Consider the following 12,779-nt stretch of genomic DNA (forward strand, 5'->3'; position numbering starts at 1 on the left):
CGCTCCCTGCAATGCTGTTGGCATCGCCCCACGGGGCACCGCACTTCCGCCAAGGAGACACGAAATGAACAGCGAATATAAATCGGGCAACTCGGTCACCCAGATCTTCGTCGCCCTCGTCGCCACCGTCCTGATCGGGTCGGTCGCCATCGTCGGCACCGTCGGTCCGGCCACTGCCGCCCCCGCTTCTACCGCCCCTGCGGCGATCACCTCGATCGCCTGAATTTTTTCGCCAGTATCTGCGTAAAACCCCCGAAGGAGTACACCAATGGGCATCTTCAGCCGAACCCGCGACATCATCGCCGCAAACTTCACCGACCTGCTCGACAAGGCAGAAGACCCCGCAAAGATGATCCGCATGATCATCCTCGAGATGGAGGAAACGCTGGTCGAAGTCCGCGCCTCTGCCGCGCGCACGATCGCCGATCAGAAGGAAATGCGCCGCCACATCAGCAAGCTCGGCAGCTTGCAGGAAAGCTGGACCGAAAAGGCCGAGCTGGCGCTGTCGAAGGGCCGCGAGGACCTTGCCAAGGCCGCGCTCGTCGAGAAGCAGAAGGCCGCCGACATGGCCGGCCAGCTGAGCGGCGAGATCGGCGTCCTCGACGAGGCGCTGCGAAGCTCGGAAGAGGACATCGCCAAGCTCACCGGCAAGCTGCGCGAAGCCCGCACCCGCCAGAACTCGATCGCGACGCGGCTCGAATCGGCGCAGAACAAGTTCAAGCTGCGCGATCTCTACGCCGGCCCGAAGATGCAGGACGCGTTCAGCCGCTTCGAGATCATGGAACGCCGCGTCGACATGGCCGAGGGCCGCGCCGAAGTCGCCGGCTTCGGCGCACCGCCCAAGACGCTCGACGAGGAAATCGCGGAGCTCAAGGCGGCCGAGAAGGTCGATGCCGAACTCGCCGCGATGAAGGCCCGCGTCGGAAAGGACGGCTAAGATGGAGGACATCCTCGTCCCCATCGCCGTCTGCGGCACGCTCTTCATCGGGATGCCCTGGGTGATCCTGCACTACGTCACCAAGTGGCGGCAGGCGCCCAAGATCACCAATGAAGACGAGAAGTTGCTCGACGAGCTCTACTCGCTCGCCCGCCGGCTCGAGGAGCGCCTCGGCACGGTCGAGCGGATCATCGCCGTCGATCATCCCGAATGGCGCGCGAGCATGCCGCTCGCCGAGCCGACCCCTTACGATCCAGCACGGAGGAACTGAAATGTCCGCCAGCCGCACCAAATTCTACCTCGACAAGCAGAACAGCAAATGGCTGGGCGTATGCTCGGGGATCGCCGATTACACCGGCATCGACGTCACCCTGGTCCGCGTCGGCACCGCGATGCTGACGCTGGTCACCAGCGGGTGGGTCCTGCTCGCCTACATCGTCATCGCCTTCGTTGCCGACAAGAAGCCGCTCGGCCTCTACGACAGCGCCGAGGACGCCAAGTTCTGGCAGGGCGTGCGCGCCAATCCGACGCGATCGACCGCCGAGGTCCGCAGCAAGTTCCGCGACATCGACCGTCGCCTCGCCGACATCGAGATGATGTACACCAGCCGCAATACGCGCCTCGCCGACGAGATCGACAGCCTGCGCTGATCTGATCCGGGCTTGGGGCAAAGCCAAACAGGGGAAAACACATGAGCAACCTAGCACTTTTGATCCCGATCGCCGCGATCACCGCGGGGCCGGTCGCCTGGGCCTTCACCACTTGGGTCCGCGCCAAGCACGGCTACCCGATCGAGACCAAGAAGGGCCAGCTGATCACCCGCGAGAGCGACCTCAGCCTGACGCGCCAGACCGACCTGCTCAAGGCCGAGAACGAGAAGCTGCACGGCCAGGTCAGCCGGCTCGAGGAGCGCCTCGCGGTGCTCGAACGCATCGCCACCGATCCCGCCGAGCGTGTCTCGCGCGAAATCGACGCGCTGCGCTGAGCGGGAGACGACCGATGATGCCTCCCGAACCCGCCTTCATCATGGGCCTGCTCACCGGATCGGGCGGCCTGCTGATGATCCAGGGCTTTGCGCGCCGCAAAGTCCGCCAGGCGCTGACCGCCGCCGACCCGGCGCTCCACCGCGAAGCGACGCTGCGTCGCGAGGAGGATGAGCGACGGATGGTCGAGGTAGACGCCCTGCGGCAGCGCCTTGCGGTGCTCGAGCGGATCACGATCGACCCCGCGGTCCGCACCGCCCGCGAAATCGAACAATTGCGGATCGACGCCCGCTGAGCGGGCTGATCGTTCGGCTCTCCATCGAGGACATCATCATGGGCTTCCCCATCGCACTGCTCATCCCGATCTTTGCAATCTGCATCCCGCTTTGCGCCGTGATTGGCATCTTCATCGTACGCCCGTGGCTCGGCCATCAGGAGCGCCGAATGGAGATCGAGGCGACGCTGGTCGCCGAGAAGGCCGCGCAATATGCCGCGCAGACCGAACGGCTCGAACAGCGCGTTCGCGTGCTGGAGCGCATCATCACCGACCGCGGCGTCGACCTCTCGCACGAAATCGACCGGCTGCGTGACGCACCGCTCAACTAACTCTTTACAAATAAACCCTTTCTCCCCGAGGATATCATGATCGCATTCTTTATCGTGCTCGCCGTCGTCACGGCGGGGGGTGTCTGGGCGACCGAAACCGTCGACCGCCCACGCCGCCGCAAGCTTCGCGAAGCCGCCGTCCCCGCCGAGTGAAGCGGCCTCCGTTTTCCACCCTTTTGCAGGAGTGACCCAAATGAACCCGTTTGAAATGGTCGTTGCGATCATCGTCGTGGTCACGCTCGGCCGTGTGCTGATGGCACGCTACGGCCTGGTCCACACCAAGCATGGCGAGGATGTCCGCTTCCGCGACGATCCCGCAGCACAAGCCGAGAACGACCGGCTGCGCGACGAACTGCGGGCGATGAAGGACCGGCTCGCCGTCCTCGAGCGCCTCGCCACCGATAGCAACGACAGCGGTGCCCGTCTCGATCGCGAGATCGAGAAGCTGCGCGATCGCCAAGATCCACGGGCTTAACCGATGACCCTTTTCGCAGGAGCAGGGATGATGACCGACCCGACCTTCTACATCACCATGGCCACCGCCGGCCTCGCCGGGCTCGCGATGCTGACCGGCGCCGCCCTCACCGGCTGGCGCGGCTGGCTCGCCTTCAAGCAGCAGGAGCTGCATGCGTTCGGCGAGCCGGCCCCGCAGCAATCGCTGCCCAACGCCAGCGCGCGGATCGAGATCGCCGATCTCAAGGAGCGCATCCGCAAGCTCGAGGCGATCGCCGCGGGGGTGGATCTCTGAACTTTTAGCCCCTCCCCTTCAGGGGAGGGGTTGGGGTGGGGCCGCGCCGCGCACCGAGCGCCAGGCAGTCTCGGTGAGACCTCCCCCACCCCCATCCCCTCCTCTGAAGGGGAGGGGCGAAATGAAGATCAGCCGGGGTGACTAAGGGCCAGCTGGACGCCTATAGCCCTCTCCATGCAAACCCTCGCCGACATCGAATCCGAATACAGCTTCCTCGAAGCCGACGACCGCTACCGTCTCCTCATCGATCTCGGCCGCGAACTCGAGGAAATGCCCGACGCGCTCAAGACAGATGCGACGCTGGTGCGCGGATGCTCGGCCTCGGTATGGGTCTACCCGATGGCGCAGGACGACGGCACGCTCCACTTCCTCGCCGATTCGAACGCGGCGATTACCAAGGGGATCATCGCGCTCGTCCTGCTCGCGGTGCAGGACCAGCAGCCCGCGGCAATCCTCGCCACCGACATTCCTGGCGAACTGGCACCGTTCGACCTCAGCAAGCAGCTGAGCTCGAACCGCACGCAAGGCATCCCCAACATGATCGCTTTGATCCGCGACACCGCGGCGCGCTACGCCCAAGCCTGAGCCGCCCCGCCCTCAGTGCGGCACGGCTAGCGGCGTTCCCGTGAAGCGCTCGGGCTGGCAGCCCAGCACCGGATCGTAGCGCACGCTGCGGCTCGCGATCAGCGGGACCGAGGCGGTCACGGTGCGCGTCGCGGGATCCTCCGACAGTCGGATCGGCTCCATCCCCGGCTCGAAATCCTTGTGGCAATCGCCGAGTGGTCGCCCGCTGATATAGCGGCAACCGCACCCGACGCGCGCGGCATAGCCGACGCCGAGCTCAAGCTGCGCGCGGTGCCCGCGCACCCACGCATACCCCGCGCCCGCGGCGATCAGCACGAGGGCGAGCAACGACCCAAGGACCAGGCGTCTTGCATTCATCGCGGCCAAGCCTAGGCTTCCGACATGCGGATGATAAGCCACTGGCTGGCGCTAGCGAGCGCGCTCCTCGCAACCGGATCGGTCGCCGCGCCCGAGCCCGGCCCGCTCGCGCCCTTGTTCGGCACTGGGCTCGGCGAAACCCGCGCCGCGCTGATGATTCGTGACGGCCATGTCGTCGAAAAACGCTATGCGCCGGGCTATTCCGACACGACGCGCTTCATCAGCTGGTCGATGGCGAAGACCGTGACCGCGCTACTCGTCGGCGAGCTGGTCGCCGACGGCAAGCTCGCGCTCGATGCGCCCGCGCCAATCGCCGAATGGCACGGCGCGAACGACCCGCGCCGCGCAATCACGCTGCGGATGCTGCTCAATATGTCATCCGGGCTCGGGCATACCGAGATCGGCGATCCGGTCGAGGCATCGGACACCAATCAGGTGCTGTTCGTCAGCGGCACGCAGGCGATGGCCAGGCGCGCGATCGGCGCGAAGCTCGAGGCGCGGCCCGGCGCCAAGTTCGAATATAGCTCGCTCACTACGATCATCCTCGCCGAGATCGTCACGCGCACGCTGACCGCCAGCCAAGACCCGACGGTCCGCGCCCGCACCTATCAGGCGTTCGCCGAGCGCCGGCTGTTCGCGCCGGCCGGGATCACCAGCGCACGACTCGAATTTGACAGCGCGGGCACGCAGATCGGCGGTTCGCTGATCTACATGACGCTCGCAGATTATGGTCGGCTCGGTACCGTCCTGCTCGACGGCAAGGCGCCCGACGGCACGCAGATCGTGACGCCCGACTGGCTCGCCTTCATGAAGACGCCCTCGCCCGACAATCGCGAATATGGCGGGCAGCTCTGGCTCAACCGGCCCGGCGCCGCCGATCCGCGCCCTGCGCTGTTCCCAGGGCATGGGCCTGCGACACTGGTGTCGTGCCTCGGCCATCTCGGCCAGTTCGTGATCGCCTCGACCGAGCAACGGCTTGTCCTCGTCCGGCTCGGCAAGACGCAGGACGACACACCGGCCTTCACGCACTTGCGGACGACGCTGGGGCAGATCGTCGAGCGCGTCCCCTCCGCTGATCGGGTCCCGCCCCGCCGCTGAGACAGGGCCGATCCGGCGCGAATTGGCTTGACGTGCGGCTTGATCAGGATCAGCTTCACTATCGATACGATCACCGCGTGACGGTGCCGGTCGAGGAGAGTGATGATGCTGACCAGTCGCGAAGTGGGCAAAAGCCCCTCGGCTTTCTGCAAGGACGATATCTGGGGAATCTGCCAGGCGACGACCGCGGTTCTCGCGCTGTTCGGAACGCTGTGGTCAATCGGCCTGCTGTTCTAGGCGATCGAGCGCTGCGTCCATAACGCCGAGCCCCAATTCTGCCGCCACTGCGGCGATCGGCAGTCCCTCGGGGATCAGCAGCCATTCGCCCGGCGTCGCGGCATTCACCACCGTCACGCTGCCGCGCGGGCAGATGCCGAGGCATTTTACGTCGACGATGCCGAGCCTGCCCTTGCGGCCCTTGCGCACGTCCAGCTTACTGCGCAGCGCCTTGGCGAGCCCGGTCTTGCCTTTGGGGCCGAAACCACCGCCGAGCTTCTTCGAACATTTCTTGCAGACGAGGATGGTGTTCGCCCAGTCCGCGCGGACCGTCTTCAACCGCTGATCCTCACACCGCGGGCTTCCACTGGCGCTGATCCTCGGCCGCCTTGAGCACATCATAAGCCGCCTGGATCGCCAGGAACCGCGCCGCCGCCTCGGCATCGCCGGGTCGCACGTCGGGGTGGTTCGACTTGGCCAGCCGCCGCCAAGCCATCCGCACCGTCTCGAAATCGGCATCGACGTCGAGCTCGAGCACCTCGAGCGCGCGGATCTCGTCGCGCGACCGGCTCCCGTCGCCGGGGCCAGCCCACTGATGGTGCCGCGATTCGGTATAGCCCTCGGCGGTCTGCGTCTCGGCGCGCTCGCGTTCGGCGGCTTCCTCGGCGCTCAGGCCTTCGAAATAGTTCCAGCCGCGGTTATACTCGCCGGCATGGATCTGACAGAAATACCAGCGCTCGGGGCTGTTGGGGGATTTGGGTGCCGGGCAATCGCCCTTTTCGGTGCAGCCGTGGCGGTCGCACAGGCGCACCGTCGCGGCCTCGCTGCCGGCTTCGCCATAGGCGCGCCAGCGTGGAAAGCCCCAGTCGACCGATCGTGATGAAGTGCGCGCCATAGCGAGCCATCTAAGCATCGAACGGTGTAAGCGCCATGACGCTTTTGTGAAACGACCCGAAAAAGCGCCAGAGGGTCTGTAAGCCGGGTTCTGTCCACCCCGCCATGCGACGGAGATAGGCGACCATTCCTCTAGGACGACGCTTGCACGCCGCCTCAAGCAATCAACCCGGGTGACGAGCTGAAACGAAGCCCATATGCCACCCCTATTCGATCTTGCTCCCGGTGGGGTTTACCATGCCGCTTCCGTTGCCGGTCGCGCGGTGCGCTCTTGCCGCACCCTTTCACCCTTGCCTGTTCCTTCTTGCGAAGGACATCGGCGGTCTGCTCTCTGTGGCACTTTCCCTAGGGTTGCCCCCGCCGGGCGTTACCCGGCACCGTCGTTTCGCGGAGCCCGGACTTTCCTCGCGTGCCCTGAAGCACCCGCGGCCGCCCGACCCTCTGGCTGAGAGGCTCTTAGTCGTCCCCTTGCGGCTTGGGCAACAGCAAAGCGAGCAGGATGCTGCGACATTCGCCGTCAATCTCGCCATCGATCAGTTCCGCGCGGAAGCGCCGCTGGAAAGCGACGACCGCGGCGAGCTTGTCCTTCACGTCATAGCCGAAGCGCTCGAGCGCGACGAGGAAGCCGGCGTCGGTCCACAGCGGGTCGAGCAATTTCTTGGTCGGGCGCGGCAAGGCGAGGCGCACCTTGGCGAGCCGGCTCCAGGGGAACAGCTCGCCCGGATCCTGCTTGCGAGATGGGGCGACGTCCGAATGGCCGACGACATTGCCGCGCGTGATCGCGTGGCGCGCGGTGATATCGGCGACGAGCGGGATGAGCGCGTCGATCTGTTCCTCCATGAACGGCCGATAGCCGAACTCATGGCCGGGATTGACGATCTCGATGCCGATGCTCGCCGAATTGACGTCCTCGATGCCGCGCCACAGCGACTTTCCGGCATGCCAGGCGCGCTTGTCCTCGGCGACCATCCGCAGGATCTGGCCATCCTCGGCGACGAGATAGTGCGCCGAGACCTTTGCCTCGGGATCGCGCAACCGGTCGATCGCGGCCTGCCCGCTTTGCATGCCGGTGTAATGCAGCACGATCATCGAAACCGGCAGGGAGCGGTCGTCGAAATTGGGCGAGGGCGTGTCGATGATCGTCATGGGGCAACCCTTACGCAGTCCGGAGCACAGCTTAAGCACGGACACGACCCGCAAGGAACCCCGTCAGTCGCGCCTTAGCCGTCGCGCGCGGGGACCGGTTCGTACAGGCCGCGATACGCCGCACTGGGACGGAAGGCGTCGGTCTGGCCGATCACAGTTTCCCCCGCGCCGAGCACGAGCAGCCCGTCGGGGCGTAACGCTGTGGCGAAGCGGTCGAGGATCTCGCGCCGATGCACGGGGGTGAGGTACAGCAGGACGTTGCGACACAGGATCACGTCGAAGCGCCCGCCCGGCATCGCATCGCACACCAGGTTGAGCCGCCGGAAGGCGATACGGCGGATCAGGTCAGGCACCGCGACCCAGTCGGGACCGTCGGTCTCGAACCACTGGACCATCCGCCGTACGGGCAGGCCACGCTGGATCTCGAATTGCGAGTAGCGCCCGGCCCGTGCGCGGGCGAGCGCTGCCTTCGAGACGTCGGTGGCGAGGATCTCGGGCGCCAGTGCTCTGCCGCCAGGGTCGCGCTCGGCGAACAGCATCGCCAGCGAGAGCGGCTCCTGCCCGACCGAACAGCCCGCCGACCACAGCCGCGGGCGCCGCATCGGCACTGCGGCCTGGCGCGCGACGACCGCATCGGCGACGAGATCGAGCACCGCGGCGTCGCGGAAGAACGAGCTCTCCTGGTTTAGCAGCGCATCGACCACTTGCTCGCCGATCTGCGGCGAGCGCAACGCCGCGCTGGCCAGCGCGTCGAGCGAGTCGAGGTTGAGCGTGCGCAGCAGCGGCGCGAGCACCGCATCGACCCGCCAGGCGCGGGTCGCGGCGAGTTGCTGGCCGGTGCGTGCCTCGAGCATCGCGGTGAGCACGCCCATCGCGCCTTCGCGCGACGCGCGGAGCGGACCGGCCGGGATCGCGATCGGGTCGGCGTGGCTCATGCCGGACGCCGACGCGCGGCGACGCACTGGCCAATCTCGCGCGGCGTCAGCACGGCGCTCGCGATCCCCGCGCTGGCGATCGCGCCGGGCATACCCCAGACGACCGAACTCGCCTGGTCCTGCACCAGCACGGCACCGCCGCGCGCGACCAACCGCTTCGCGCCGACGCTGCCGTCGCGGCCCATGCCGCTCAGCACAATGCCGAGCGCGCGCGCGCCATAGACGTCGGCGAGGCTGTCAAACATCGGATCAACCGAGGGAAGGCAGCCACTGCCAGCGGAATCGCGCGACAGCCGGATCGCCGCCCCGTCGCCGGTACTGACGACCCGCAGATGCGCGTCGCCCGGCGCGACGACCACGCGACCAGGGCGGATCCGCATCGAATCGGTCGCGACATCGCACGGCCGGTTCGCCATCACCGCAATCTGCGCCGCGAAATACCGCATGAACGACGCCGGCAAATGCTGGGTGATCAGGATCGGCAGCGGGAAGCTCGGCGGCAATTCGCGCAGCACCAGGCTGAGCGCGTGGATTCCGCCGGTCGAAGCGCCGATGGCGACGATGTCGAACCCCTGTGCCGTGGGGCTGTCGGCTGTCGCGATGCGGTGCAGCGGGGCGAGCTCGACGGGCGCCTCGCGCGCCAGCAAGCGCGTCAGCTTCTCGATCAAGGCGCACGAAAAGGGCCCGGCAAAGCCGCCGGCCTCGGGTTTTACCAGCGTGTCGGCGGCACCGAGCGCCAGCGCCTCGATCGTCGCCGCCGCCCCGTCGCGCGCAGCCGACGACACGACGAGCACCTTTGCACCCTGCCCCGCCGCCATCAGGTCGGGCAAGGCGGCAAGACCGGTGATCCCGGGCATTTCGATGTCGAGCACGATCGCATCGACGCGCGACCGTGCCAGGAAGGCGAGCGCCGCTGCGGCGTTGGAGACGGCCCCGGTAACGATGAACTGTCGCGTGTCCGCGATCGCGCGCTCGATCACCGCGCGCGCGACCGCTGAATCGTCGACGATCAGGATGCGCGACGGAGCGTCGAGATCGTGGCCGCGGACGGGCAGAGGGACGGTCCGGGCAGGCACCGTGCTGACTCGGTCAGGCCATCCCGACGATCTGGAGCTTGCTCTCCAGCGTCTCGCGGTCGAACGGCTTCATGACATATTCGTCGGCGCCCGCCTCGATCGCGGCGCGGATGTGCGCCATGCCATTCTCGGTGGTGCAGAACACGACCTTGGGACGGGTCGTGACCGCGCTGTCTCGCAAGGCACGCAGGAAATCCATCCCGCTCATCACCGGCATGTTCCAGTCGAGCAGGACCACGTCGGGCGCAGAAACGAGGCAAGCGTCGAGCGCCTCGCGCCCATCGCCGGCTTCGGTCACGCGGAAATTGAGCGTTTCCAGGATGTGGCGGGCGACCTTGCGGATCACTTTCGAATCGTCGACGACGAGGCAGGTCTTCATGAATTCACCCTGTTTGAGCATTCTGGAACCGACGTTGCCCGAAATGCGTAAGCGTCGCGTTAACTCGTAGCGCCGCGCTACTCCGTATAATCAGGCGGCAAGCGCGGGCGCGCGCGGAATGAGGCCCGTCAGCGCGATCGCGAGGATCGGCTCGCCATCGCGCTCGATCAGGCCGCGCCCGACGGTCAGCCAGCCCTTGTCGAGCACGATGCCCGCCGACAGCGGCGCGAGATCGAACGGCGCGACGTCCTCGAGCGCATCGACCAGCACCGCATAATGATGCCCGTCGACGATCGTGATCACCGCGCGCGTTGCATCCGCAGGGCCTTCCTCGAGCCCGAGCGCGGCGCGCGTATCGATCACCGTCACCACCCGGCTGCGCAACGCGGCGAGCCCACGCACCTGGCGTTCTGCGCGCGGCACCGGGATGATGGCGCCGATGTCGACCACCGATTCGACCTGGAACGAGTCGATCGCCACGGTCCGCCCGGCAATCTGGGCGATCAGGAACAGCGCCATCAGCGGCCTCCAGCCGAACGCGTTACCGCAGCCAGGACGGCGGGGCGGTCATACCGGAAGATGCTGCCAGGATCGCCGTCGGCATCGCGCCGCAGACGGACGATGGGGATCGCGGCGGTGGCAAGCGGTGTCTCGTCGTCCATCCGCACGACGACGTGCGGCCGGTCGCCCGAGCGCAGCAGCGTCGTCACGCGATAACCCGACGCTTCGAGCACCGGCTTGAGGAAGGTCGCCATCCATGCCGATTCGGGGCCGTCAAGCAGGCACAGCGGCGCGTCGGCATCGCCGCGTCCGTCGGCCTGGTTCGAGAAGATCCAGTGCAGGTCGAGCACCTCGATCTGCTCGCCGGCGATCGCCACGACTCCGGCGATCGGGCCTGGATCGCGCGCCGGGACGAGGGTCGTCGGCAGCTCGACGATGTCGAGCGCCTCGCTGATCGCATAGCCGATCTCGGTCGTGCCGTCGCGCAACCGCAACACCGAGACGGTCGCGCGCGTCGCCCAGTCGCCCAACGCGACGAGCGGGATGATCCCGCCCTCGACCGACAGGCGCAGCTGCCCCGCGGTGAGTCGGATCGCACCGGCCGCGACCGGCTCGACCCGGTCGATCACCGACAGCGGCACGATCCGCCGCACGCCGTCGAGATCGTCGAACAGCAATGCCTGCACGCCGGGTTCGGCAGCTTCGGTCACCGACTCCTCGGCCACTGTTTCGCGGCTGAAGACGAGGCCGGCGACATGGGCGATCCCGGCGCAGTCGAGCATCAGCATCGGCAAGCCGCTGTCGGGCAACGTCTGCCCGGCATAGACGCCGGTCGCCATGATCGCCGGCGCGGCGGGCTTGATCACCAGTTCCTCATGGTCGAGCACCGCATCGACCGCGAGCGCATAGCTCCCGCCCGACACGCTGACGATCACCAGCATCGCCGGCGGATGCGGCGTGAACCCGAGCATCCCGCCCAAATCGATCAGCGGCATGCGCCGATCGCGAACGGTCGCGGTAAGCGTATCGCCGATTCGATCGACGCGGATCGCCGCCCCCCCGACGCGCACGATCTCCTCGATCACCTGGCGCGAGATGGCGAAGCGCTGGTCCCCGACCCCGACCCCGATCGTCGACATGATCGAGAGCGTGAGCGGAACGTGGATCGCGATGCGCAGCCCCTTGCCGGGGGTGTTGAACAGCTCGATCCGTCCGCCAATCTGTTCGACGTTGGCGCGCACGACATCCATCCCGACGCCGCGCCCCGAAATCGCCGTGGCGGTGTCCTTGGTCGACAGACCGGGCTCGAAGATCAGGTCGAGCTTGGCACGCTCGCTCATCGCGCGCAGTTCGGCCTCGCTGCGGACACCGGCCCCTACGACCTTGGCAATCAGCCGCTCGACGTCGACACCGCGGCCGTCGTCGCACACTTCGATGACGATCTGATTGCCCGACTGGCGCGCGGCGACGGTCAGCGCGCCGCTCTCGCGCTTGCCCGCCATCCTCCGCAACGGGGGTGCCTCGATCCCGTGATCGACCGAATTGCGGATGATGTGGACCAGCGGATCGCGCATCATCTCGATCATCTCGCGGTCGAGCTCGACGTCGCTGCCCTCGATATGCAGCGCGACGGTCTTGCCGAGCTCGGCGGCGGTATCGCGCACCATCCGCGGCAGGGCCGAGAAGAGCGCGTCGATCTTCTGCATCCGCGTGCGCGTGACGGTATCGCGCATCTCGGCCACGGTCAGCGAAAGCCGCTCGAGCGCCGCTTCGACGCTCGGGTCGGCGCCGTCGTCACGCAGCCGCCGGGCGAGTTCGTTCCGCGCGAGCACCATGTCGGACATGCCGCTCATCATCCGGTCGAGCAGGTCGACGTTGAGCCGGACGCTGCGGCTCGGCGCGCGCGGCGCGGCCGGGAGCGTCGCGGGTGCGAGCATCTGGGCCCCGGCATCGAGTGCGGCCACCAGCAGATCCTCACCCGAATCGTCGACGGCGTGCCCCGCATCGATCGCCTCGACGAGTTCGCCGATGCGATCGACGATCGCGAGCACGGCGTTGACCAGTGCGGCATCGGGGGTGCGCTCGCCCGAGCGTACCGCGGCGAGCACGTCCTCGGCGGCGTGGCTCAGGCGCGCCAGCCGCGGCAGATCGAGAAAGCCGCAGCTTCCCTTTACGGTGTGGACGAAGCGGAAGATCGCGTCGAGCCGATCCCGATCGCCGGGCGCGGATTCCCATGCGACGATCTCGCCCGACAGCGCTTCGAGCGTTTCGCGCGTTTCGGCGATAAATTCTTGCAGTAGATCGTCCATGAGCCCCCG

Annotated in this window: 21 protein-coding genes and 1 other RNA gene; 12 read left to right on the top strand and 10 right to left on the bottom strand. The window is 67.2% G+C overall.

The genetic code is table 11. The annotated features are described in order from the left end of the window. The first annotated feature begins 64 nt into the window (after positions 1–64). From U1872_RS14975 to U1872_RS15020, 10 genes are all read left to right on the top strand, one after another. Positions 65–223, top strand: a complete 159-nt coding sequence (locus U1872_RS14975; RefSeq protein WP_332793717.1) for a hypothetical protein — start codon at positions 65–67, stop codon at positions 221–223. Positions 224–268: 45 nt separating this feature from the next. Then, on the top strand, positions 269–937 hold the full coding sequence (gene pspA / locus U1872_RS14980; protein ID WP_332793718.1) for a phage shock protein PspA: 669 nt from the start codon (positions 269–271) through the stop codon (positions 935–937). Position 938: 1 nt separating this feature from the next. Beyond that, positions 939–1,208: an envelope stress response membrane protein PspB gene (gene pspB / locus U1872_RS14985; protein WP_332793719.1), complete on the top strand. Its 270-nt coding sequence runs from the start codon at positions 939–941 to the stop codon at positions 1,206–1,208. 1 nt (position 1,209) lies between these two features. Continuing rightward, entirely contained in the window at positions 1,210–1,587 is a 378-nt protein-coding gene (gene pspC, locus U1872_RS14990; RefSeq protein ID WP_332793720.1) for an envelope stress response membrane protein PspC, read from the top strand. 41 nt (positions 1,588–1,628) lie between these two features. Next, positions 1,629–1,922, top strand: coding sequence for a hypothetical protein (locus U1872_RS14995; protein ID WP_332793721.1), 294 nt, complete (start codon positions 1,629–1,631; stop codon positions 1,920–1,922). Between the two features lie 14 nt (positions 1,923–1,936). Further along, positions 1,937–2,215 carry a hypothetical protein gene (locus U1872_RS15000; protein ID WP_332793722.1) on the top strand — a complete coding sequence of 93 codons (279 nt, stop codon included), beginning with the start codon at positions 1,937–1,939 and terminating at the stop codon, positions 2,213–2,215. Positions 2,216–2,253: 38 nt separating this feature from the next. Beyond that, positions 2,254–2,526 (top strand): hypothetical protein, encoded by a 273-nt coding sequence (locus U1872_RS15005; protein ID WP_332793723.1) that lies wholly within the window; start codon positions 2,254–2,256, stop codon positions 2,524–2,526. 193 nt (positions 2,527–2,719) lie between these two features. Next, the gene (locus tag U1872_RS15010) at positions 2,720–3,001 is read left to right on the top strand and encodes a hypothetical protein (protein ID WP_332793724.1); all 282 of its coding nucleotides are present in this window, start codon (positions 2,720–2,722) and stop codon (positions 2,999–3,001) included. A gap of 30 nt (positions 3,002–3,031) precedes the next feature. Beyond that, the gene (locus U1872_RS15015; protein WP_332793725.1) at positions 3,032–3,274 is read left to right on the top strand and encodes a hypothetical protein; all 243 of its coding nucleotides are present in this window, start codon (positions 3,032–3,034) and stop codon (positions 3,272–3,274) included. Positions 3,275–3,448: 174 nt separating this feature from the next. Then, positions 3,449–3,859, top strand: coding sequence for a SufE family protein (locus tag U1872_RS15020; protein WP_332793726.1), 411 nt, complete (start codon positions 3,449–3,451; stop codon positions 3,857–3,859). Positions 3,860–3,871: 12 nt separating this feature from the next. Here U1872_RS15020 and U1872_RS15025 read toward each other — a convergent pair whose 3' ends face one another. Beyond that, the gene (locus U1872_RS15025; protein WP_332793727.1) at positions 3,872–4,216 is read right to left on the bottom strand and encodes a hypothetical protein; all 345 of its coding nucleotides are present in this window, start codon (positions 4,214–4,216) and stop codon (positions 3,872–3,874) included. 24 nt (positions 4,217–4,240) lie between these two features. Between U1872_RS15025 and U1872_RS15030 the strand changes: the two genes are divergently transcribed. After that, on the top strand, positions 4,241–5,314 hold the full coding sequence (locus U1872_RS15030) for a serine hydrolase domain-containing protein (RefSeq protein WP_332793728.1): 1,074 nt from the start codon (positions 4,241–4,243) through the stop codon (positions 5,312–5,314). A gap of 102 nt (positions 5,315–5,416) precedes the next feature. After that, positions 5,417–5,551: a hypothetical protein gene (locus tag U1872_RS15035; protein ID WP_332793729.1), complete on the top strand. Its 135-nt coding sequence runs from the start codon at positions 5,417–5,419 to the stop codon at positions 5,549–5,551. Here the strand turns inward: U1872_RS15035 and U1872_RS15040 are convergent. The 9 genes from U1872_RS15040 to U1872_RS15080 form a co-directional block, all read right to left on the bottom strand. Further along, entirely contained in the window at positions 5,531–5,869 is a 339-nt protein-coding gene (locus tag U1872_RS15040) for a hypothetical protein (RefSeq protein ID WP_332793730.1), read from the bottom strand. The two genes, U1872_RS15035 and U1872_RS15040, sit on opposite strands and share 21 nt — an antisense overlap. 10 nt (positions 5,870–5,879) lie before the next feature. Beyond that, positions 5,880–6,425: a J domain-containing protein gene (locus tag U1872_RS15045; protein WP_332793731.1), complete on the bottom strand. Its 546-nt coding sequence runs from the start codon at positions 6,423–6,425 to the stop codon at positions 5,880–5,882. Between the two features lie 63 nt (positions 6,426–6,488). Beyond that, positions 6,489–6,869: RNase P RNA component class A (gene rnpB / locus U1872_RS15050), an RNA gene on the bottom strand. A gap of 11 nt (positions 6,870–6,880) precedes the next feature. Beyond that, on the bottom strand, positions 6,881–7,570 hold the full coding sequence (locus U1872_RS15055; protein ID WP_332793732.1) for an N-acetylmuramoyl-L-alanine amidase: 690 nt from the start codon (positions 7,568–7,570) through the stop codon (positions 6,881–6,883). Positions 7,571–7,644: 74 nt separating this feature from the next. After that, entirely contained in the window at positions 7,645–8,442 is a 798-nt protein-coding gene (locus U1872_RS15060) for a CheR family methyltransferase (RefSeq protein ID WP_332793881.1), read from the bottom strand. A 59-nt stretch (positions 8,443–8,501) separates the two neighbouring features. Then, the gene (cheB, locus tag U1872_RS15065; protein WP_332793733.1) at positions 8,502–9,581 is read right to left on the bottom strand and encodes a chemotaxis-specific protein-glutamate methyltransferase CheB; all 1,080 of its coding nucleotides are present in this window, start codon (positions 9,579–9,581) and stop codon (positions 8,502–8,504) included. 13 nt (positions 9,582–9,594) lie between these two features. Then, positions 9,595–9,960 (bottom strand): response regulator, encoded by a 366-nt coding sequence (locus U1872_RS15070; protein WP_332793734.1) that lies wholly within the window; start codon positions 9,958–9,960, stop codon positions 9,595–9,597. Between the two features lie 90 nt (positions 9,961–10,050). Beyond that, positions 10,051–10,479: a chemotaxis protein CheW gene (locus tag U1872_RS15075; protein WP_332793735.1), complete on the bottom strand. Its 429-nt coding sequence runs from the start codon at positions 10,477–10,479 to the stop codon at positions 10,051–10,053. After that, a complete protein-coding gene (locus U1872_RS15080) occupies positions 10,479–12,770 on the bottom strand; it encodes a chemotaxis protein CheA (protein ID WP_332793736.1) in 2,292 nt (763 codons plus the stop codon). The genes U1872_RS15075 and U1872_RS15080 overlap by 1 nt, the downstream gene beginning before the upstream one ends. Positions 12,771–12,779 lie beyond the last annotated feature (9 nt).

Source organism: Parasphingomonas frigoris (assembly GCF_036663815.1).
Classification (GTDB): Bacteria; Pseudomonadota; Alphaproteobacteria; order Sphingomonadales; family Sphingomonadaceae; genus Sphingomonas.